This is a genomic window from Luedemannella helvata, assembly GCF_039528415.1.
In the GTDB taxonomy this organism is placed as follows: domain Bacteria; phylum Actinomycetota; class Actinomycetes; order Mycobacteriales; family Micromonosporaceae; genus Luedemannella; species Luedemannella helvata.
Genome location: NZ_BAAALS010000001.1, coordinates 377905 through 397749 on the forward strand (window position 1 = coordinate 377905; position 19845 = coordinate 397749).

Consider the following 19845-nt stretch of genomic DNA (forward strand, 5'->3'; position numbering starts at 1 on the left):
ATCGTGCGACAGCTCAGCAACACCCAGCAACGGGCACGTATAGTGCATGAATGGTACAAATAAGGCATTTTTGGGCTGGCCTCGCGGCCGTGGCCACCCTCGCCGTGGGCGCGCCGACCCAAGCCGCTCCAGTCCATGCCGCACCAAGCCAGACCGCGTCAAACCAGGCCGCGTCGGAGCGAGCCGCGCCGCCGCCGAGCCCCGAGCGGGCCGCGCTGAACGTGTGGCCGGGCGAGCGCACCTACCGCTCGGTGGCCGTCTACGGTCGCCGGCTGGTGCCGGGCACCCGCCTCATACTCTCGTTCGGCCCTCCCGAGGCGACCAACCCCGACGCGGGGCGGGTCGGCGGCAACGCGGGCTGCAACAACATGTTCGGGCGTGGTCACATCGCCGGCGGCCGGCTCCTGGTGCCGCTGCTCGCCTCGACCCGGATGTACTGCGAGGGTCGCATGGCACAGGAGCAGTGGTACTCGAACCTGCTGACCGGTCGCCCCACCATCCGGATCATCAGCGGCGACCGCCTCGTGCTGCGCCAGGGACGCCGCCTCACGGTCGTCTTCGTGGCGGTGGCGACCCGTTAGGGGACAGGGCTCTCGCGGGCCTCGTTCTCGTGGCCGAGCGCGCCCCAGATCTGCACCACGGTCTCGTACCACGTGCCCGGCGGTAGCGCTTCGATCTGGGCGACGATGCCGTCCGGGGCACCGGCCTCGCGGACGACCTCGACGAGTGCGTCGCGGTCACCCGGCAGGGCCGATCGGGGGATCCACCGGCCCAACTCGCTACGGCCGTCGATCTCCTCGGGCGTCGGCACGGGCGGGCCGGTCACCTCGCCGTACAGCCGGGGCTGACGCGCCTCGTCCTCGGCGTCCGGCTCGGGCAGAGGCCGCTCCTGCACCACCCGGGACCCGGTTACGTTCTGTTCCCGCGCTTCACGCGCCATCTCGTCGTCCAGATGCCGGCTGTGCTTGGTGTTTCCTCGCTCCATGCCGGGCGCCCTACCCACGTTTGCCCGTGGTTTAACGCCCTACCGTGCGGGAACAACGCTCGGATACGGACAACAAGGAGGTACGGCCATGACCCAGACCGTGGGTGACCTCATGACCGTCAACCCGGTGAGCGCGAGCGCCGACACCCCGCTGATCGAGGTGGCGCGCACGATGCGTGACGAGAAGATCGGCGACGTTCTGGTCACGGACAACGGCCAGGTGGCCGGAGTCGTGACCGACCGGGACATCACGATCCGGGCGGTCGCCGAAGGACTCGACCCGCAGAGCACGCCGGTGGGCCAGGTGGCGAGCAGCGGCATGATCAACATTCCGATGGACGCCCCACTCAGCCAGGCGGTTCAGGTGATGCGGCAGGAGGCCGTGCGCCGCCTGCTCGTCACCGACGAGTCCGGCACGGCGTGCGGGGTGATCTCCATCGGCGACCTGGCCGCGGAGCTGGACCCGAACTCCGCGCTCGGGACGATCAGCGGGGCTCCCCCGAACGACTGAGTTCAAAGATGCTGTACGCCTGGCGGATCACGGGATGGGCCACGTTGCGCACCCGTACCCCGCCGGGCGTCCGGCCGCGTTCGGTGCCCGCGTGGGCGTGCCCGTGCACGGCCAGATCGGCCGGCGCGGAGTCGACCGCCTCGGCCAGCAGGTACGACCCGAGGAACGGGTAGATCTCCAACGGCTCGCCGACGAGCGTGTCCGGCACGGGCGAGTAGTGCATGAGCGCCACCCGTACGTCGCAGTCGAGCTTGCCGAGCGCGGCCGCGAGCCGGTCCGCGGAGTCGCAGGTCGTACGGATGAAGGCCTTCATCTCGGCCTCGCCGAACGCGCTGGCGCACCGGCCGGCGAACCCGCCGCCGAACCCCTTCACGCCGGCCACCCCGAGCCGCCCGCCGGGCGTGTCGACCTCGAACGTGTCGCCCTCCAGGACGGCGATCCCGGCGTCGCGCAACGTCCCGGCGACCTCGTCCGCCTGGTCGCTGTGGTGGTCGTGGTTGCCGAGCACGGCGACCACCGGGACGGGCAGCCCGCCGAACTCCTCGGCCACGCACCGGGCCTCGGCCACGGTCCCGTGCCGGGTCAGGTCCCCGGCGAGCAGCAGCACGTCGGCCCGCTCGCCCAGGTCGGCCAGCGCGGGCCGGAACCGGCCCAGCACATCCTTGTCGAGGTGCACGTCGCCGACCGCGGCGACGCGGATGGGCGCGGTCACGACAGCTCCTCCGCGTCAACGGGCGCGCGCGTGGGCACGATCTGAATGTCGCACTGCACGATCAGCTCCGGGAACTCGTCCGCCACGAGCCGCACGATGTCGTCGCGCCGGTTGGGCGTCTCGACCACCCCGCACAGCACGATCGCGCCCTCCCGGCGGACGACCGTGATGCCCTGTTCGGCGACCCCGTCGTGCTCGGTGAGCAGCCGCTGCACGCGGGCCTCGCCGTACTCGTCGAGTTGCATCAGTGGACCTCCTCGATCACCGACGACGGAACGACGTCCAGCAGCCCGAGCAGTACGAGGAACGACACCGCGTACGGGGAGTCGGCCGTTTCCTTGCGTACCCGGGGCCAGTCGATCTGCTCGCGCAGCGACCGGGCCATCGGCAGGGCGCGCGAGAAGTCGCAGTGGTGCTGGGAGAAGGCGAGCAGCTTGTGGACCATGAGGTGGGTCGCCGACAGGACCGGCATGTGCAGCGCGGCCACCGGGCGGTCGACCGCGTCGGCCAGGGTCTCGTCGGTGACGGGCCGCTCCACGGGCCGGTAGATGAGGTCGACCATGCGGTCGCCGTCGAAGACCTTGGTCAGCCAGTCCTCGGGGGGTTCCTCCGCACGGAAGCCCGCGGCCGTCAGCGCCTCCAGGGCCCGGGGAATGTCCTGCTCGCGCAGCGCGAAGTCCACGTCGTGGTCGCTGGAGGTGCCGCCGTGGGCGTACACGGCGAAACCGCCCATGAGCGCGAACGGGATGTCCGCCTGCTTGAGCAGCGAGGCGGTGCGCACGAGCGTCTCGAGCAACCCTTCGTCAAGAGGTACCGGCATGGCTGGACTCTTACCCAACGCCCGACCCGCTACACCGGCAGGTATGCGGCGGTTTAGTGCTTATTAGGCAGATCGAAGCGCGGTTGGTTCACCGGGCCAGGGGTAGAGGCAGCGGCTGTGTACCCACTGATCCCGCCCCTGCCGGACACGCTGCAGGTCGAGGTCACCTCGGCCTGCAACCTGCGCTGCGCCATGTGCCTGGTGCGGTACAAACCGCCGGTCAACCGGCTCACCGGCGCGATGGGCATGGACATGTTCCGGGCGCTGCTGGCCGACCTGCCGCGCCTGCGCCAGCTGACCCTGCAAGGGCTGGGCGAGCCGTTGCTCTCCCCGCACCTGCTCGACATGGTGCGCCTCGCGCACGGGCGCGGCGCGCGGGTCGGCTTCAACTCCAACGCCACCCTGCTCACGAGGAAGCGGGCGCGGGAGTTCATCGACGCGGGCCTGGACTGGCTGCACGTGTCGCTCGACGGCGCGGACGCCGAGACCTTCGAGGCGATCCGCGACGGGGCCACCTTCGACACGGTGGTGGGCAACCTGGCCGGGCTCGTGGCGGCCAAGCAGGACGCGGGCAGCGACACCCCGTGGGTACGGGTGGTGTTCGTCGCCATGCGCCGCAACGTCGCCCAGCTGCCCGACCTGGTGCGGCTGCTCGCCGGCGTGGGCGTGAGCGAGCTGCGGGTGCAGAACCTGTCGCACACCTTCGACGACACCGACCCGTCCGGCGCCTACGGCGAGATCCGGGAGTACGCCGCGGAGCAGGCGCTGTGGACCGCCCCGGACCTGGAGCTGGCGGAGCGGTCCTTCGCCGCCGCCCTGGCCGCCGCCGACGCGGCCGGCCTGACGCTGCGGCTGCCCCGGCTGGCCCCCGCGCCGGCGCCGGCCGCCGAGGCCGCCCCGGGCAGGCCGGGCTGCACGTGGCCGTGGGAGTCCGCGTATGTCACGAGCGCCGGCGTGGTGCAGCCGTGCTGCATGGTGATGGGCGACGACCGGGTCGCGCTGGGGCGCCTGGACGAGGCCGGGTTCGCCGAGATCTGGGCCGGTCCGGCGTACCAGGAATTTCGGCGGAAGCTGAGCCACGGGCAGCGACCACCGACGGTCTGCGAAGGATGCTCGCTCTACCGGGGCACGTTCTGAATTATCGGGCCCTTGATCGCTTAACGGTGGCCGCGGTGGGCAACCGGGACGCATGGAGAAGCAGCGGACCGGACTGGCGGTGGTGACGGGCGCGTCGACCGGCATCGGCTACGCGCTCGCGCAGAACCTGGCCGAGCGCGGGTACGACCTGATCGTGGCGGCCGACGAGGAGCAGATCGAGGAGGCGGCGCGGCAGCTCGGCGAGGGGGCGCGGCCGGTGCGGACCGACCTGGCCACCCCGGAGGGCGTCGAGCGGCTGCGCGACGAGGTGCTGGCGCTGGGCCGGCCCGTCGACGTGCTGGCGATCAACGCCGGGGTCGGCGTGAGCGGCGACTTCGTGCGCGACAACGACCTCGCCGAGGAGCTGCGGGTCGTCGACCTGAACGTGCGCTCGGCCGTGCACCTGTCGAAGCTGCTGCTGCCGGCGATGGTGGCGCGCGGGCGCGGGCGGGTGCTCTTCACCTCCTCCATCGCGGCGACCGCCCCCGGCCCGTACTTCGCGACGTACGCGGCCTCGAAGGCGTTCCTGTTCTCCTTCGCCGAGGCGATCCGGTACGAGCTGCGCGACAGCGGGGTGACCGTGACGGCGCTGTTGCCGGGCCCGACCGACACGGATTTCTTCGCGCGGGCCGAGATGATGGACACCCCGGTGGCGCAGGCGGCGAAGGACGACCCGACGGACGTGGCGCGCGAGGGCATCGAGGCGATGCTGGCCGACAAGGACAGCGTCGTCACGGGCAAGTGGCGCAACAAGGCGCAGGTCGCGGTCGGTCACCTGGCCTCGGAGCAGGTCAAGGCCCGCGTCCACGCCGCCCAGACGACCCCCGAGGATCGACCGGGGACGCGGTAGCGGGCCAGGCGACGGAGGGCCCGCTACCGCGGAGCCCCACAGATGCGGGGCCCGTCTCCCGGTTACTCCCGTCTGATCACGCCGGCTGGCCGTCGCGGCTGCGGGCGCCCGAGCGGAGCCGGTCCTCGTCGACCTCGCGCTCCGGGTGCCGCCGCAGGTACTCCGCCTCCAGCTCGGCCGTGCGCTCCGTGTGCCGTTGCAGCGCCTGATCGGACCCGTGCAGGAACGTGTCGTTGCGGGTGCGGTGCAACTGCTCCAGCTCGCGCCGCAGGTCCAGCTCGTCGAGCTGCTCGGCGGGGATGCCGCCGTCGGTGGCGGCGGGCAACCCGCGCCCCAGGGAGATCACGGCCTGGACCTCGTCGATGGTGTATTCGCCCTCCGGCAGGCCGTCGATCGCCATCGCCGTCTCCGAGCCGACGTTGGAAGCCACCGCGCGGCGCCGCAGTTCGTCCCGGGTCAGCCGCTCCTGCCCGACGAAGACCTCGTCGAGCAGCATCTCCAGCTCCGTCATCGCCCGCTCCCTAGCAGTGATCGTCAGCTGGGCCATACCCGCCCCTATTTACCCCTAAACGCCCCTTCACATACTCCCCCGGAACCGGGGGCGGTGTCGGCACCTCGCGGAGATTGGCCTCAGGTACGCAATACAGCGCCTCTTTTGGTACCTGAGGCCAATCTCCGCGACCGAACAAGAACTACAAGAACGCGATGCGGGTGAGTGGGGGTGGGGTAAGGGGGTTGGACGTGGACGTGTTCGCCGTCAGGTAGGCCACGAACGCGTCGATGTCGAGCTGGCCGACGAGCGGGTTGGTGCCGTTCGCCAGCTCCAGGTAGCCGTCCCCGCCGCCGGCGAGAAAGTTGTTCACGGTCACCCGGTAGGTCGCCGCCAGGTCGAGCGGCTGGCCGTCGATCGTGATCGAGTCGGCCACGACCCGGTCGGCGCCGGTTTTGCTGAGGTCCGCGGTCCACTTCACGTTCGCGGAGATCTGCAGGTACCGCGGGGAGGCGGCGTTGACGCCCGTGAACTGCTGCTGGAGCACCGTGAGCAGCTGGGCGCCGGTGTAGTCGAGCGTCACGAGGTTGTTGTTGAACGGCTGGACGGCGAACGCCTCCCCGTAGGTGACCACGCCGTCTCCCTCGGTGCCGGACGCCGGGTACACCAGGTCGGCGCGGATGCCGCCGGTGTTCATCAGCGCGAGCTGGGCCCCACCGGTCGCCGCCGGGGACGTCGCCGCCAGCTGGGAGTCGGCGATCACGTCGCCGAGCGGGCGTTCGGGCGTCGAGCCGCCCCGGCCGAGGATCGTGCCGGCGATGTAGCCCACCGGCCGGTTCGCGATCGGCCCGATGAGGCCCTGGTATTTCGCGACGATGCCGGCGACCGTCGGATCCGGGGTGACGTCCCGGGTGACGATCACGTTCTTCGCCGTGATCGAGGAACGGACGAAGTCGCGGGTCCGCCTGTCGTACGCGGCGTCGATGTCGGTGTAGAGCTTGCCGAACGCGGACGCCTGGGTCACCAGCCGCGGCTTGCCGGCCGGGTCGGGGATCGTGCAGACGTACGACTGGTGGGTGTGGGCCGAGACCACCAGGTCGATGCTGGGGTCGAGGCCCTTGGCGATGTCGACGATCGGGCCGGTCAGGCCGGAGCCGGGGCCGTTGGCGTCGCAATCGTAGTCGTAGACCTGGCTGGCCGGGGTGCCGCCCTCGTGGACGAGCACGACGATCGCCTCGACGCCGGCGACGCGCAGGAGCTTGGCGTACTGGTTGGCGGTGCGTACCTCGTCGAGGAACGTCAGGCCGGCCACGCCGGCGGCGGTGACCACGGACGGGGTGTCCTCCAGCGTCATGCCGATGAAGCCGATCCTGGCCCCGCCGACGTTGCGGACGGACACCGGCGGCAGGACGGGCAGCTTCGTCCTGTTCTCCAGCACGTTCGCCGCGAGGTAGAACGTGGCGCCGGGGTACCTGCGCGGCGGGTCGAAGCAGCCGTCCACCGGGTGGCAGCCGCCCCAGTTGATGCGCTTGAGTTCGGCACTGCCCTCGTCGAATTCGTGGTTGCCGACGGAGCTGTCGCCCAGGCCCATCGCCTTGAGGGCCAGGATGGACGGCTCGTCGCGGAAGGCGGCCGACAGCAGCGGCGACCCGCCGATCAGGTCGCCGGCCGCGACCGTGAGGGTGTTCGGGTTGGTGGCGCGGGCCCGCGCCAGGTGCGTGGCCAGGTACGCCGCGCCGCCGGCCGGGACGGCGACGGTCGCCCCGCTGGGGTCGATCGCGGTGATGCTCCCGGACGAGCCCTGCGGCGGCTCGAGGTTGCCGTGGAAATCGTTGAGGGCGAGCAGTTGGATCGGGATGGTCTTCGGCTTCGCGGCCACGGCCGCCGGAGCGGTCATGGTCACCGCCAGGGTCGTTGCCGTCAGGACGGCCAGGACCCAGCGCGAGCGTCGCATTTCACCCACCATTTCCCTCAGTCCGACATCTGGCCTCATGCTTCCACCGGGGGACGCATGAGGCCAGACGTGCGGCGCGAGGGGCTTGTGAACACTGCGTGTCAGCCCTTGACGGCGACCTGGCCCGGCTCGGGGGTCAGCACGATGGTCGCGGCCGACTGGATGGTGCGCAGCCGCAGCAGCGCCGGGTGCTCCTCCAGCACGCGGGCCGCGTTGGCCAGGGTGCGCAGCGACGCCGCCTCGGCGCGGGCCCGCTCAAGCTCGGCCTTGCCCTGCTCGCGGGCGAGCAGGGTCTCCACGGCCGCGCGGCGCAGCTCGCCGGGGAGCATGACATCCCGTACCGCCGCCGAGAGCAGCTCGATGCCGAGCCCGTCGACGTGCGCGCTCACGGCGGCCACGTCGAGGGCGAGCCGGCCGCGGTCGGTGACCAGTTCGTCGAGGGTGGCCCCGGCGACCAGGTCGCGCAGTGCCAGCTGCGCCGCGGAGTACAGCTCCTGTTCCGGCGCGGTCGAGACGGTGACGAACGCGACCGGGTCGACCACCCGCCAGCTCAGCTGCGCCGACAGGCGCAGCGACAGGCCGTCGGCGGTGAGCAGCTCCTGCCCGGGCACGGCCGTGATCCGCCGGCGCGTGTCGACGGTCTCCAACGTGGCGCCGCGCCGCCGGTAGCGGTGCCGGCCCGGCTCCAGGACGCGCTCGAGGCGCCCGTCCACGAACAGCAGCACCCGCTGCCAGTCCAAGACCCGAACTACCGCCATCTCGCGTCGCCTCCTGTCGTCAGACCGTGCCGGGGACGACCCCGCCCGGTCACCCGGCACGACGGCGGGGGCGTCCGCGACCGTGGTCGCGAGCCCGCAGGGCTGTCGTGACGGCGTCCACAAGGGACGTGGACCGGGCGGGGTCGCCGTTGAGGAAGGGATTCGAACCCCGGCTTTGCAGGCCGTACCAAAGTGGTGGACATTGTCGATGCGCGGAACGCGATCCGGCGATGCCGGCGCGCCGCTGACGTGTGATGCCCGTGATCACGGTAGGGGTTCGAGCCAACGCAGCGCACGCCGTTTTAGGCGCCGCCCCGGTGCGACAGGACCCACAGCGGCAGCGGGCCGGCCTGCGCCGTGCCCGTCACCCGCCAGCCGGCGCGCTCGTAGAGCGCGACGTTGGCGGGGGTGGTGGTCTCCAGGTAGGCGGGCAGGCCGAGGTCGGCGGCGGCCGCGAGGCCGGCCGCCATGACCGCGCGACCCCAGCGCCGTCCGGCGGCGTGCGGGTGCGTGGCCAGGATGCCCAGATAGAAGTACGGGGTACCGGGCAGCAGCGCGTGGACCTCGACATCGGCCGCCTCGATGCGGGCGAGCGCGTCGTCCGGGAGGTCCAGGGAGAGCCCGGGGGTCTCGGCCGTCGACGCCTGCCACATGGCGACCGACGCCCCACCGTCCACAATCCACACCGTGCCGAGGTCGACCCGCTTGTCGAACAGGTACCGCGCGAACACCGTGGCCTGGTCGGCGTAGGTCTCGTCGGCGGGGAAGAAAAAGCGGAACGCAGGATCGGTCGCGAACGCCGCCACGACGGTCGCCACGACCCGGTCCCGGTCGGCGCGCGTCGCCCGGGTCACCACAACGTCGGCACTCACCGGGCGACCCTACCGTGCGATAGCGCCGACTTCGGGCATGCTGCGGTTATGCGTACCTGGCCAGCTTGGCGGCTTGCGGTGGTCCTCGCGGCGGTGACCCTGGTCGTGGCGGCGGTGATCGTCGTCGTGGCCTGGCCGGCCGGCAGCGACGGCGATAGCGCTGGTGCCGACGCCGCCACTAGCGCCGGCGCCCCGGCCGCCGACGACCTTCGGCGCGCGGTGATCGACAAGCGGGCCCGCAACGTGATCCTGCTCGTCGGCGACGGGATGGGCGACTCGGAGATCACCATCGCGCGCAACTACACCGTCGGCGCGGCGGGCCGCCTGGCGCTCGACACGCTGCCGCTGACCGGGTCGTACACGACGTACGCGGTGGACCGCGAGAACCGGCCCGTCTACGTGACCGACTCGGCGGCGTCCGCGACCGGCTGGGCGACCGGGCACAAGACCTACAACGGCGCCATCAGCGTGACGCCGGACGGGCGGCCGCAGCCGACGATCCTCGAACTCGCGGCGAAGGCGGGCTACCGCACCGGCAGTGTCACCACCGCCGAACTGACGGACGCGACGCCGGCCGCCCTCGCCGCGCACGTCACCGACCGCGGCTGCGCGGGCCCGGGCGACATGGCCGCCTGCCCGACCAACGACCGCGCCAACGGGGGCGCGGGGTCGATCGCGGAGCAGACGGTCCACTCCGGCGCCGATGTGCTGCTCGGCGGCGGGCGGCAGCGCTTCGACCAGGTCGTGCGGGCGGGGCCGTACGCCGGCCGGACGGTCGCCGACGAGGCGCGCGCCGGCGGGTACGCCGTGGTGACCGACGCCGCCGGGCTGGCGGCCACGAGCGGCGGCAAGGTGCTCGGCCTGTTCGCCGACGGCACCCTGGACCTGGTGTGGACCGGGCCGCGCGCCGCGCCGTACCCGGCGAACACCGAGCCGGTCGCGTGCTCACCGGCCAAGCGCGACGAGCGCCAGCCGCGCCTGGCCGACCTGACCGCACGGGCGATCGGGCTCCTCGAGAGCGACAAGGGCTTCTTCCTGCAGGTCGAGGGCGGGTCGATCGACAAACAGGACCACGCGGCGAACCCGTGCGGGCAGATCGGCGAGACCATCGAGTTCGACCGGGCGGTCTCGGTGGCGCTCGACTACGCGCGCCACCACCCCGACACCCTCGTCGTGGTCACCGCCGATCACGGCCACAGCAGCCAGATCATCGAGTACCCGCAGACCGCCGAGCACCACAGCCCGGGGGCGATCCTCACCCTGCGTACGGTCGAGGGGGCGCCCATGGTGGTGCACTACGCCACGAACCTCGCCGGCCGGTCGCAGGACCACACCGGTACGCAGGTGCGCATCGCCGCCCAGGGCCCGCAGGCCTACCGGGTGCTCGGGCTGACCGACCAGACGGACCTGTTCGACACCCTGGCGGCCGCCCTGGGTGTCACGCCACGTTGACCGGGCGGAACTGCACGCTCACCCGGGGACCGACCGGCCTGCTCGTCTTCGGCACGGCGTGCTCCCAGGTGCGCTGGCAGGAGCCGCCCATGACGATGAGGTCGCCGTGGCCGAGCGCGAACCTCAGCGTCGCGGACTCGCCGGTCGTGCCGGCGCGCGGGCGCAGCAGCAGCGCGCGGGCCGAGCCGAACGACACGATCGCGACCATGGTGTCGCTGTGCGAACCGCGGCCGATCGTGTCGCCGTGCCAGGCGACGCTGTCGCGCCCGTCGCGGTAGAGGCACATGCCGGCGGTGACGAACTCCTCGCCCAGCTCGGCGCGGTAGTGGGCGTTGAGCAGGTCGCGGATGCGCGCCAGCGTCGGGTGCGGCAGCGGCTCCCCGGGGCCGTACCAGCGCAGCAGGCGCGGCACGTCGACCTCGTTGTCGTACATCTGGCGGCGCTCGGCGCGCCAGTCGACCTCGGTGAGCAGGGTGTCCAGCACGGCGTCGGAGCCGTGCACCCAGCCGGGCAGGTGGTCGACCCAGGCGCCCCGGGTCAACCGGTGCCGGCGCACGTGTCCGGCGAGCGGGCCGACGCCCCCCGGCGGTCCGCTCGTGTTGTCCAGCCCCAGGTCATCAAGGATCGACGGCTGGTAGACCAGGTGCGCCACATAACGACAATACCCCACGTCTCGTACGGGCGTACGAGACGTGGGGTATTGGCCTTGCGTGCGGGTTACACCACCGTGCAGGCGGCGCCGTTCAGGGTGAACGAGGTCGGCTTGCCGGCGTTGCCGGTGTGGTTGGCGTTGAAGCCGAAGCTCTGCGAGCCGCCGGCCGGGATGGTCGCGTTGTAGCTGACGTTGCGGGCGGTCACCGCGCCGGACGTCGGCGAGATGGTCGCGTTCCAGGCCTGGGTGATGGTCTGGCCGCTGGGCAGCGTGAACGCCACGTTCCAGCCGTTGACGGCGGTGGCGCTGGTGACGGACAGGTTCGCGGTCAGGCCGGTGTTCCAGGCGTTGACCGTGTACGTGACCTGGCACGAGCCGCCGCCACCGGTGGTGACCGGAGCGCTCGTGACGGGCGCACTCGTGACGGGGGCGCTGGTCACCGGACCGCGCGTGGTGACGGGCGCGCTGGTGACCGGGCCGCCGGTCGTGACGGGGGCGCTGGTGACCGGGCCACGGGTGGTCACCGGGGCGCTCGTGACCGGGGTCGTGCCGTCCAGGCCGAAGAAGTGGATCGCCATGGCGGCCTGGCCGGACATCGGCAGGCTGTGCCCGACGCCCGCGATGCTGATGGCCTCGACGGGCGCCTGGTCACTCGTGTTGCCGTACCGGGTGCGGGTCCAGTTGGTCTGCGGGGTGTCCGTGCGCACGGGGGTGCCGCTCACGCCGAGGACGTTCGTCCACTGCTTGATCTCTTCGCCGAAGTTGTTGTAGTGCAGCGTCGTGTCGAGCACGCCGTGCCACAGCTGCATGCGCGGGCGCGGGCCCGTGTAGCCCGGGTACGCGTTGCGCACCAGGTCACCCCACTGCTGCGCGGTCATGATGCGCTGGCCGGACGAGCACTGGCTGTTCCACATCGAACCGTCCGTGGTGGCGAAGCACCCGAACGGGACGCCCGAGAACGCCGCGCCCGCCTTGAACACGTCCGGGTAGACGCCGAGCAGGACGTTCGTCATCATCGCGCCGGAGCTGGCGCCGGTGACGTAGATGCGGCTGGTGTCGGCGCTGTAGCGGGACACCGTCCAGTCGATCATCGACTTGATACCGGCGGGGTCGCTGGTGTTGTTGCGCGACAGGGCGCCCGGCGAGGACACGTCGAAGCACTGGCCGCTGCGCGTCGCGGACGGATAGATAACGATGAACCCGTACTGGTCGGCGAGCGACGCGAACTGCGAGCCGGAGTAGAACGCCGGCCCGCTGCCGGTGCAGTAGTGCACGGCCACGAGGATGGCGGGCCGCGCGGTGACGCGGTCCGGCACGTACAGGTGGAAACCGAGGTTGGTGGGGTTGTTGCCGAAGTTCGTGATCTGCTGCAGCGTGGCTGCCGAGGCCGGCTGCTGCGCGACCGCGACGCCGGCCGCGACCGCGAGGGTCGCCGCGGCCGTCACGGCGAGCGCCCTGATCCTGACTCTCATGCCTTTTCCTCCGGGGGGTCGCCGAACGATTTCGGAATATCGACCGATATCTTTCGAAGGAAGACGCTAGGAGCCGCCGGAACAACAAACCACGTGAGTACGGCCTAACTTGCGATACTTCGGCCGCGACCAGCGGATAAGCCGCCGCCCGCCGATGTGAACTTTCAAACGGTCACGCCGGGGGCGCGGCCGTGCTCTCCCGGGCGATGAGGGACGTGGCCAGTTCCACCCGCGGGTTCGCCGGGCAGTCGCCGGCCGCCAACCCCAACACCACCCGCGCGGCGGTCTCGCCCATGTCCTCGAACGGCTGTCGCACGGTCGTCAACGTGGGACCGCACCACCGGGCGTACGCGAGATCGTCGAAACCCACGACGCTGAGGTCGTGCGGGATGCTCAGGCCCGCCTGCCGGGCGGCCTCGTACACGCCCAGGGCCTGCAGGTCGTTGCCGCACACCACGGCCGTCGGCCGGTTGCGCAGGCCGAGCAGCGCCCGCCCCTCCACCAGCCCGGTCGTCACGTCGAACTGCCCCGTACGCAGCATGTCCGCCCCGATCGACAGGTTCGCCGCGTCCATCGCGGCGCGGAACCCGTCCAGCCGCGCCCGGGCGCACAGGTAGTCCAGCGGCCCGGTGATCGTCGCGATCCGGGTGTGGCCGAGTTCGATCAGGTGGCGGGTGGCGGCCACGCCGCCGCTCCAGTTCGTGGCCCCGACGGACGGCGTCGTGTGCAGCGGCTCCCCGGTCGGGTCCAGCGCCACCACGGGGATCGCGGAGGCGGCGAGCTTCGCGTACTGCTCCGGGGTGCTCTCCGCGAACACGGCGATGATCCCCGCGGGCCGGCGGGCGAGCACCTGCTCCAGCCACGTACGCCCCGCGAACTCGCGCCCGCGCATCTCGCTGAACCCGACAGCCAGCTCGTGTTCGCGGGCCACCCGCTCGACGCCCCGCATGATCTCGATGGCGATCTGGTTCTCCAGAGCGTGGAAGACGACTTCCAGCATGGCGACGGAACTGACCGCGTCCGGGCGCCGGTAGCCGTGCTCGCGTAGCACCTCCTCGACCCGCTGGCGGGTCTGCGGCGCGACGCCGGCCCGCCCGTTGAGCACTTTGGACACCGTGGGCGCGGAGACACCCGCCATCCGAGCCACGGCCGCGACCGTCAGCTCACCTCGGCGCCGCCCCCGCTTCTCAACGTCCGATACCCCGACCATGCCAGGCAGTCTAGGAACCCGTCCGTCGCAACGCATCAGGCAAAAGATCCCTCTTGTACCGGTATAGCGCCCGGTGTCGTGCCGCTCACCGCGCGCTTTCCACCGCTCGCCGTTTCATGGCTCGCGATGCAGACCCAATCTTGGTAGGCACCCGGCGCGCGGGCGGGCACGGGCCACAGACCGGCAAGGTGCGCACGCGGGCGGCTTCACCGTGTGCGCGTGACCGCTAAAGTGCGCACCTTGGCGTCCGAAGGTTGCGCGTAAAAGGAACACATGAACGTATGGTGGGAACTCACCTGCGAACTGGGCCACCACTGGACGATTGTTCTGCCGGAAGAAGTCGAGCTGCCCGGCGGCGCGGATCTGTGCCCACTCGACGGCTCGCCAGCGATAACGGCCAAACCGGAACCTCCGGCCGACCGCGTCTGCGTCACCCTCAGGCCCGCCGCCCGAGTGGTCGACACGGTGACCGGGCAAATCGGACGAGGCTCGGAATACTGTCTGGAGATCTCATCGCACGACGGGCGTGAAAGCAGGCACAGCGCCAAGGCTTTCACCTGGGAGGAAGCTGTCCGAAAGGCGGCCATGTTCCAGAAAGCCTCCTGGGCGCTGGCAGTCCAGCGCTGGACCAGGATGGGCCTGGACAAGGCTTGACGGGCTGACGCGAGGCCTGTCGAGGCGGACACGGACCTGAAGGATGCGACGCCGAGCTGGCCTGAGCTGAGCGAAGGCGCGACTGGTAGAAGGGACGACCCCCGTCCGGGGGGTGACGGGGGTCGTCGGATGAGTTCGGCTCCGGGGGGGTCGAGCCGGACTCACTCAGTGGCCACGGGGGGTGCGGCCACCGACAATCTGGGCGCGCGGTTGCGGGCGATGTGCGCACGTAACCACGCGAAAGGGATAGCCTGCGACACGATGCTGCAGAAACTGAATCGGTGTCGCAAACACAAGCATGCCCGAAACAGGGCGGCGCGTCGAGGCCCCTCCTCCCGTAGACCCTTTGAGGGGTATACGGCGATGTTTCACCATCCGGATCGTTTCGAGCGCGCGGGACAGGAGCCGGACCGAAAGACGTTTCACAATATGCGGGTGGCGGCTAGACTTGCCCGCCGTGGTCCGTAGTGCCGCCTTCTTCGACTTGGACAAGACGATCCTGGCCAAGTCGAGCGCTCTCGCGTTCGGCCGCCCGTTCTACCGGGACGGCCTGATTTCGCGTCGGGACATGGTCAAGGCGGCGTACGCCCAGCTGCTGTTCCGGGTCGGCGGCGCCGACGAGAGCCAGATGGCGCGCATCCGCGACTACCTCGCCGAACTGTGCAAGGGCTGGCGGGTGGACCAGGTCAACCAGATCGTCCACGAGGCGCTGGAAGAGCTCATTCACCCGTACGTCTATGCCGAGGCGGCCGCGCTCATCGCCACCCACCAGTCGGCGGGTCGCGACGTGATCGTGGTGTCAACGTCGGGCGAGGAGATGGTTCGCCCGATCGTGGAGAAACTTGGCATAACGGACGTCATCGCGACCCGCATGGTCGTGGCGGACGGCCGGTACACGGGCGAGGTGGCCTACTACGCGGCCGGCCCGACGAAGGCGGACGCGGCCCGCAAGCTCGCCGCCGACCGGGGCTACGATCTCTCCGCCAGTTACGCGTACTCGGACTCGATCTCCGACGTTCCCCTGCTGGAGTGCGTGGGCAACCCGAGCGCGGTCAACCCCGACCGCGCGCTGCGCCGCGTCGCGCTGGAGAAGAACTGGCCGATCCTGGAGTTCCGGCACCCGATCCCGCTGGCCCGCCGACTGCGTGAGCGGCCCGCCGTGCCGGTCGCCGCGGCGGCCGCCGCCGTGGGCGTGGGGGTCGCGATCGGGTTGGCCATCTACGGCCGCCACCGCCGCACCCGCGCGGCGCTCACGGCGACCGGAAACTGACCACTACCAGCGAAAACACCCGCCGATCACACCCGCCGGTAACCACGTGCGGAACAGTGTGAAGGGCTGTCACAACTTCGGGCACAGCGGTGGCGCGTGCCGCCGAGGGGGCGTAGAAAAGGTGGTACGGAGCCCGCGACGAGCCGAAGGTCAAAACTCATCGCATAGCGTTCCGTGCATGGCCGTCGGGTACCCACGCGCGACCAGCCGCGGGTAGGCACGTTACGGCGACGCTCTTCACCGGGCCCGCCGATAACGAAGATGAGGTGCACGCCTGGTAACCCGACGGACCATGCTTTGGCGGCGCCTCCGCAGCGGGGCGCCGTCACCGCGTTCCCAGCTCAGCCCACGAACGGGGCAGCGGGCCACCGGCCCGCGTGGCTATCGTGTTCCGGTTTGTCAATACCACCACCCCGGAGCACATCGTGAACCATGCCATCGAGCTCAGCGAAGAGGCCATGAACGTCATCCTGCCGATCTACATGATCGGCGGAATTCTTCTCTTCATCACGAGCTTCCTACCCGGCAACAAGATCGGCTGGCGCATCTTCAGCGCCGTCGCTGGCATCGGCGTCGCGGCCTGGGCCGGCTACGTCTGGCTGTTCGGCGGCAGGATCATCGTCAATCTCTACATCGCCGTGCTGCCGTTCATCCTGGCCGGCAAGGGCATCATCGCCATGATCAAGCGCGCCAAGGAGGGACCGGCGCAAAGCGCCGCCCCGCACCACGCGGCTTCGGCTCCGCCGCCCTATGGCGCGCCCGGCTCGCCCTACGGCACCCAGGCCCCGGGCGCCGCGCCCTACGCGGGCCAGGCCCCGAGCGCCGGACCTTACGGCGGCCAGGCCCCGAGCGCCGCGCCCTACGGCGGTCAGCCGCAGGGCGGCCAGCCGGGCTACCCGCCGCAGCAGCCGCAGGCCTGGTCGCCGCAGAGCCCGATCCAGCACCAGTAGGTCAGCTCAGCAACTGGTCACCGATCTCGGTGAGCGCGGCCGCCGCCAGCTCGGTGGCGGCCGCGCAGTGCTTCAGCCAGGCGCGCACCCCGTCGGGCGTACCGGTGGCGAAAGAGTTCGCGCAGCCGACGTACTCCGGCTGGCGCTCCAGGTGGCCCACCTCGGGGGCGAGCAGGCCGCGCGGGTCCAGCCCGCCGGAGATCATGGTCAGTCGCGCGGCGGCACGCGCGACCAGCCCGTTCGGCCCCGGAAAGGGTCGCAGGGCGAGCAGTTCCCCGTGCACGACGGCCGCCGTCAGCCACGCGGGCGCGCCCCGCTTACTAGAGGTAAGCAGAGCCAGGAGGGTGTCGAGTCGGCCCATGCCGTCGGCGTCCAGGTCCGGGCGCCCCAACAGGTCCGCGTCGGTCGACCCCGAGGCGGCGAGTACGTGCAACCGCGCCAACACCTGGCGGGGCGCCTGCGTCCACCGGGGCGCCAGCCCGTCCAGGGCCGCGGACAGCCGCAGCGCCCCCTGCGCGACCGGGTCGGTGACCGTGCCCGACCGCAGCGCTTCCAGCCCGTACTCGTGGTCCTCCAACGCGGCGCTGGCCCACGCGGACCGCAGGCCGACCTCGGCCGCGAGTGGTCCGCCCTGCCGGCGCAGCGCGCGGTGGCGCAGCGCGGCGTCGACGGCCTCGCGCGCCCGTTCACCGGCCTCGGCGACGTCGGGCAGGTCGAGCAGGGGCGCCAGCGGGCTTGTCACGGGAAGCCAGCCTATCGGCGCAGCCAGCCGACAACTCAGCGCACCCGGGTTCGGCCGCAGGTCGCGGCGTAATTGCGCGGAGTACTAGCCTGCGAATCACAGGGCCGCGCCTGGCTCTGACGACGTCCCGTATACATACCCGCGAAGGAGCGGCGGCATGAGCGTACGAAGTGAGGTGGTCAGGTGAACGAGACCCTGGCGAACCTCCTCCAGGAGAACCGGCGGTTCGCGCCCCCGGCCGAGCTGGCCGCGCAGGCCAACGTGACCGCCGAGGCGTACGAGGAGGCGGACGCCGACCGGCTCGCGTTCTGGGCCAGGCAGGCCGAGCGCCTGCACTGGCACAAGCCGTGGGACCAGGTGCTGGACTGGTCGAACCCGCCGTTCGCCAAGTGGTTCGTGGGCGGGCAGCTCAACATCGCCTACAACTGCCTCGACCGGCACGTGCTGGCCGGCAACGGGGACAAGGTGGCCATCCACTGGGAGGGCGAGCCGGGCGACACCCGCACGATCACGTACGCCGACCTGCACCGCGACGTGTGCAAGGCGGCCAACGCGCTCACGGAGCTGGGTGTCGGGGCGGGTGACCGGGTCGCCATCTACATGCCGATGATCCCGGAGGCGGCCGTGGCGATGCTGGCGTGTGCCCGGGTGGGCGCCACGCACAGCGTCGTGTTCGGCGGCTTCTCGGCCGACGCGCTGTCGGGCCGCATCCAGGACGCGGACGCGAAGCTGGTCATCACCGCGGACGGCGGGTACCGGCGGGGCAAGCCGTCCGCCCTCAAGCCCACCGTGGACGAGGCGGTGGCCCGCTGCCCGAGCATCGAGAAGGTGCTCGTGGTGCGGCGTACGGGCGAGGAGGTCGCCTGGGGTGACAAGGACGTGTGGTGGCACGACGTGGTGGACGCCGCGTCGGCCGAGCACGAGGCGCAGGCGTTCGACGCCGAGCACCCGCTGTTCATCCTCTACACGTCCGGTACGACCGCGAAGCCGAAGGGCATCCTGCACACCACGGGCGGCTACCTGACCCAGACGTCGTACACGCACCACGCCGTGTTCGACCTCAAGCCGGACACGGACGTGTACTGGTGCACGGCCGACATCGGCTGGGTGACCGGGCACAGCTACATCGTCTACGGCCCGCTGTCCAACGGCGCGACCCAGATCATGTACGAGGGCACGCCGGACACCCCGCACAAGGGTCGCCTGTGGGAGATCGTCGAGAAGTACGGCGTGACGATCCTGTACACGGCGCCGACGCTGATCCGCACGATGATGAAGTGGGGCGACGACATTCCGGCCCAGTTCGACCTGTCGTCGCTGCGGCTGCTGGGCTCGGTGGGCGAGCCGATCAACCCGGAGGCGTGGATCTGGTACCGGGAGCAGATCGGCCGCGGCGAGTGCCCGGTCGTGGACACGTGGTGGCAGACCGAGACCGGCGCGATCATGATCTCCCCGCTGCCGGGCGTGACCGAGGCGAAGCCGGGCTCCGCGATGCGCCCGCTGCCGGGCATCAGCGCGGACGTGGTCGACGACACCGCGACCAGCGTGCCGCCGGGCGGCGGCGGGTACCTGGTGCTCCGCGAGCCGTGGCCGTCCATGCTGCGCACGGTGTGGGGCGATGACCAGCGGTTCCTCGACACGTACTGGTCGCGCTTCGACGGGATGTACTTCGCGGGCGACGGCGCCAAGCGCGACGAGGACGGCGACCTGTGGCTGCTGGGCCGGGTCGACGACGTGATGCTGGTCAGCGGCCACAACATCTCGACGACCGAGGTGGAGTCGGCGCTGGTGTCGCACCCGAAGGTCGCCGAGGCGGCGGTGGTGGGCGCCACCGACCCGACGACCGGCCAGGCGATCGTCGCGTTCGTGATCCTGCGCGGCACCGCGGACGCCAGCGAGGAGCTGGTGGGCGACCTGCGCAACCACGTCGCCAAGACGCTCGGGCCGATCGCGAAGCCCCGGCAGATCATGCTGGTGCCGGAGCTGCCGAAGACCCGCTCGGGCAAGATCATGCGGCGGCTGTTGCGTGACGTGGCGGAGAACCGCTCGCTCGGCGACGTGACGACGCTGCAGGACTCGTCGGTCATGGATCTGATCTCCGCGGGTCTGCAGAAGCCCGCCGCGTCGGAGGAGTAGACCCCCTCCTTACCTCACTAGGGCCGGAGATGCTTACGCAGCATTTCCGGCCTTAGTGCTGTTGTGGGAAACCTATATTCCCGACTTTTCCCACGTTACGGGGGCGCTCAGTCGGCAAGCACATAGAAAAATTTCTCCTCATGGCAGTGACATAGGTCGTTCAGGTCTGCCAGTGTGTCGGAAGCACCATGGGCGGTCCGCCGATCGGCCACCGCCCA

General features: G+C 71.1%; 21 protein-coding genes. 9 read left to right on the forward strand and 12 right to left on the reverse strand.

The genetic code is table 11. The features are described from left to right. Positions 1-89: 89 nt before the first annotated feature. Positions 90-581, forward strand: a complete 492-nt coding sequence (locus ABD191_RS01745) for an META domain-containing protein (protein ID WP_344075949.1) — start codon at positions 90-92, stop codon at positions 579-581. On the opposite strand, the gene ABD191_RS01750 is transcribed toward ABD191_RS01745, so the two are convergent. Then, positions 578-985 (reverse strand): DUF2795 domain-containing protein, encoded by a 408-nt coding sequence (locus tag ABD191_RS01750; RefSeq protein ID WP_344075951.1) that lies wholly within the window; start codon positions 983-985, stop codon positions 578-580. The two genes, ABD191_RS01745 and ABD191_RS01750, sit on opposite strands and share 4 nt — an antisense overlap. 88 nt (positions 986-1073) lie before the next feature. Between ABD191_RS01750 and ABD191_RS01755 the strand changes: the two genes are divergently transcribed. Beyond that, positions 1074-1496 carry a CBS domain-containing protein gene (locus ABD191_RS01755; protein WP_344075954.1) on the forward strand — a complete coding sequence of 141 codons (423 nt, stop codon included), beginning with the start codon at positions 1074-1076 and terminating at the stop codon, positions 1494-1496. Here the strand turns inward: ABD191_RS01755 and ABD191_RS01760 are convergent. From ABD191_RS01760 to ABD191_RS01770, 3 genes are read right to left on the reverse strand one after another with little or no spacing between them, the layout of a single operon-like run. Then, positions 1471-2208 carry a metallophosphoesterase family protein gene (locus tag ABD191_RS01760; RefSeq protein WP_344075956.1) on the reverse strand — a complete coding sequence of 246 codons (738 nt, stop codon included), beginning with the start codon at positions 2206-2208 and terminating at the stop codon, positions 1471-1473. The genes ABD191_RS01755 and ABD191_RS01760 overlap by 26 nt on opposite strands. After that, a complete protein-coding gene (locus ABD191_RS01765; RefSeq protein WP_344075958.1) occupies positions 2205-2453 on the reverse strand; it encodes a hypothetical protein in 249 nt (82 codons plus the stop codon). Before ABD191_RS01765 ends, ABD191_RS01760 begins: the two co-directional genes overlap by 4 nt. After that, on the reverse strand, positions 2453-3028 hold the full coding sequence (locus tag ABD191_RS01770) for a nucleotidyltransferase family protein (RefSeq protein ID WP_344075960.1): 576 nt from the start codon (positions 3026-3028) through the stop codon (positions 2453-2455). Before ABD191_RS01770 ends, ABD191_RS01765 begins: the two co-directional genes overlap by 1 nt. Positions 3029-3145: 117 nt before the next feature. Between ABD191_RS01770 and ABD191_RS01775 the strand changes: the two genes are divergently transcribed. Then, positions 3146-4165 carry a radical SAM protein gene (locus ABD191_RS01775; RefSeq protein ID WP_344075962.1) on the forward strand — a complete coding sequence of 340 codons (1020 nt, stop codon included), beginning with the start codon at positions 3146-3148 and terminating at the stop codon, positions 4163-4165. A gap of 52 nt (positions 4166-4217) precedes the next feature. Next, entirely contained in the window at positions 4218-5015 is a 798-nt protein-coding gene (locus ABD191_RS01780; protein WP_344075965.1) for an SDR family NAD(P)-dependent oxidoreductase, read from the forward strand. Positions 5016-5091: 76 nt separating this feature from the next. Here the strand turns inward: ABD191_RS01780 and ABD191_RS01785 are convergent, their stop codons facing one another. From ABD191_RS01785 to ABD191_RS01800, 4 genes are all read right to left on the reverse strand, one after another. Then, complete coding sequence (locus ABD191_RS01785; RefSeq protein WP_344075967.1) at positions 5092-5526, reverse strand: DUF6158 family protein; 435 nt, start codon at positions 5524-5526, stop codon at positions 5092-5094. Between the two features lie 181 nt (positions 5527-5707). Then, positions 5708-7459: a bifunctional metallophosphatase/5'-nucleotidase gene (locus ABD191_RS01790; protein ID WP_344075969.1), complete on the reverse strand. Its 1752-nt coding sequence runs from the start codon at positions 7457-7459 to the stop codon at positions 5708-5710. A 101-nt stretch (positions 7460-7560) separates the two neighbouring features. Then, positions 7561-8217, reverse strand: a complete 657-nt coding sequence (locus tag ABD191_RS01795) for a slipin family protein (RefSeq protein WP_344075971.1) — start codon at positions 8215-8217, stop codon at positions 7561-7563. A 302-nt stretch (positions 8218-8519) separates the two neighbouring features. After that, entirely contained in the window at positions 8520-9089 is a 570-nt protein-coding gene (locus ABD191_RS01800; protein WP_344075973.1) for a GNAT family N-acetyltransferase, read from the reverse strand. Positions 9090-9137: 48 nt separating this feature from the next. On the opposite strand from ABD191_RS01800, the gene phoA reads away from it, so the two are divergent. Beyond that, complete coding sequence (gene phoA / locus ABD191_RS01805) at positions 9138-10541, forward strand: alkaline phosphatase (RefSeq protein WP_344075975.1); 1404 nt, start codon at positions 9138-9140, stop codon at positions 10539-10541. On the opposite strand, the gene ABD191_RS01810 is transcribed toward phoA, so the two are convergent. From ABD191_RS01810 to ABD191_RS01820, 3 genes are all read right to left on the reverse strand, one after another. Then, on the reverse strand, positions 10528-11193 hold the full coding sequence (locus tag ABD191_RS01810; protein WP_425560626.1) for an alpha-ketoglutarate-dependent dioxygenase AlkB: 666 nt from the start codon (positions 11191-11193) through the stop codon (positions 10528-10530). The genes phoA and ABD191_RS01810 overlap by 14 nt on opposite strands. Before the next feature lie 65 nt (positions 11194-11258). Further along, positions 11259-12665 (reverse strand): extracellular catalytic domain type 1 short-chain-length polyhydroxyalkanoate depolymerase, encoded by a 1407-nt coding sequence (locus ABD191_RS01815; protein WP_344075978.1) that lies wholly within the window; start codon positions 12663-12665, stop codon positions 11259-11261. A 172-nt stretch (positions 12666-12837) separates the two neighbouring features. Continuing rightward, positions 12838-13875, reverse strand: a complete 1038-nt coding sequence (locus ABD191_RS01820; protein WP_344075980.1) for a LacI family DNA-binding transcriptional regulator — start codon at positions 13873-13875, stop codon at positions 12838-12840. Positions 13876-14148: 273 nt separating this feature from the next. On the opposite strand from ABD191_RS01820, the gene ABD191_RS01825 reads away from it, so the two are divergent. The 3 genes from ABD191_RS01825 (at position 14149) to ABD191_RS01835 (ending at position 16749) form a co-directional block, all read left to right on the forward strand. Continuing rightward, a complete protein-coding gene (locus ABD191_RS01825; protein ID WP_344075982.1) occupies positions 14149-14529 on the forward strand; it encodes a hypothetical protein in 381 nt (126 codons plus the stop codon). A 457-nt stretch (positions 14530-14986) separates the two neighbouring features. Continuing rightward, the gene (locus ABD191_RS01830; protein ID WP_344075984.1) at positions 14987-15799 is read left to right on the forward strand and encodes an HAD family hydrolase; all 813 of its coding nucleotides are present in this window, start codon (positions 14987-14989) and stop codon (positions 15797-15799) included. Between the two features lie 377 nt (positions 15800-16176). Further along, complete coding sequence (locus ABD191_RS01835; protein WP_344075986.1) at positions 16177-16749, forward strand: hypothetical protein; 573 nt, start codon at positions 16177-16179, stop codon at positions 16747-16749. 1 nt (position 16750) lies between these two features. On the opposite strand, the gene ABD191_RS01840 is transcribed toward ABD191_RS01835, so the two are convergent. Continuing rightward, the gene (locus tag ABD191_RS01840) at positions 16751-17491 is read right to left on the reverse strand and encodes a Fic family protein (protein WP_344075988.1); all 741 of its coding nucleotides are present in this window, start codon (positions 17489-17491) and stop codon (positions 16751-16753) included. Positions 17492-17674: 183 nt separating this feature from the next. Between ABD191_RS01840 and acs the strand changes: the two genes are divergently transcribed. After that, positions 17675-19627 (forward strand): acetate--CoA ligase, encoded by a 1953-nt coding sequence (acs, locus tag ABD191_RS01845; protein WP_344075990.1) that lies wholly within the window; start codon positions 17675-17677, stop codon positions 19625-19627. The last annotated feature ends 218 nt before the right edge of the window (positions 19628-19845 follow it).

Excerpts from the sequence above, each read along its gene's own strand:
- ABD191_RS01825 (WP_344075982.1), top strand. The coding sequence starts at position 14,149 with ATGAACGTATGGTGGGAACTCACCTGCGAACTGGGCCACCACTGGACG.
- ABD191_RS01785 (WP_344075967.1), bottom strand. The coding sequence starts at position 5,526 with ATGACGGAGCTGGAGATGCTGCTCGACGAGGTCTTCGTCGGGCAGGAG.
- ABD191_RS01780 (WP_344075965.1), top strand. The coding sequence starts at position 4,218 with ATGGAGAAGCAGCGGACCGGACTGGCGGTGGTGACGGGCGCGTCGACC.
- ABD191_RS01795 (WP_344075971.1), bottom strand. The coding sequence starts at position 8,217 with ATGGCGGTAGTTCGGGTCTTGGACTGGCAGCGGGTGCTGCTGTTCGTG.
- ABD191_RS01820 (WP_344075980.1), bottom strand. The coding sequence starts at position 13,875 with ATGGTCGGGGTATCGGACGTTGAGAAGCGGGGGCGGCGCCGAGGTGAG.
- ABD191_RS01770 (WP_344075960.1), bottom strand. The coding sequence starts at position 3,028 with ATGCCGGTACCTCTTGACGAAGGGTTGCTCGAGACGCTCGTGCGCACC.
- phoA (WP_344075975.1), top strand. The coding sequence starts at position 9,138 with ATGCGTACCTGGCCAGCTTGGCGGCTTGCGGTGGTCCTCGCGGCGGTG.
- ABD191_RS01750 (WP_344075951.1), bottom strand. The coding sequence starts at position 985 with ATGGAGCGAGGAAACACCAAGCACAGCCGGCATCTGGACGACGAGATG.
- ABD191_RS01815 (WP_344075978.1), bottom strand. The coding sequence starts at position 12,665 with ATGAGAGTCAGGATCAGGGCGCTCGCCGTGACGGCCGCGGCGACCCTC.
- ABD191_RS01790 (WP_344075969.1), bottom strand. The coding sequence starts at position 7,459 with ATGCGACGCTCGCGCTGGGTCCTGGCCGTCCTGACGGCAACGACCCTG.
- ABD191_RS01765 (WP_344075958.1), bottom strand. The coding sequence starts at position 2,453 with ATGCAACTCGACGAGTACGGCGAGGCCCGCGTGCAGCGGCTGCTCACC.
- ABD191_RS01755 (WP_344075954.1), top strand. The coding sequence starts at position 1,074 with ATGACCCAGACCGTGGGTGACCTCATGACCGTCAACCCGGTGAGCGCG.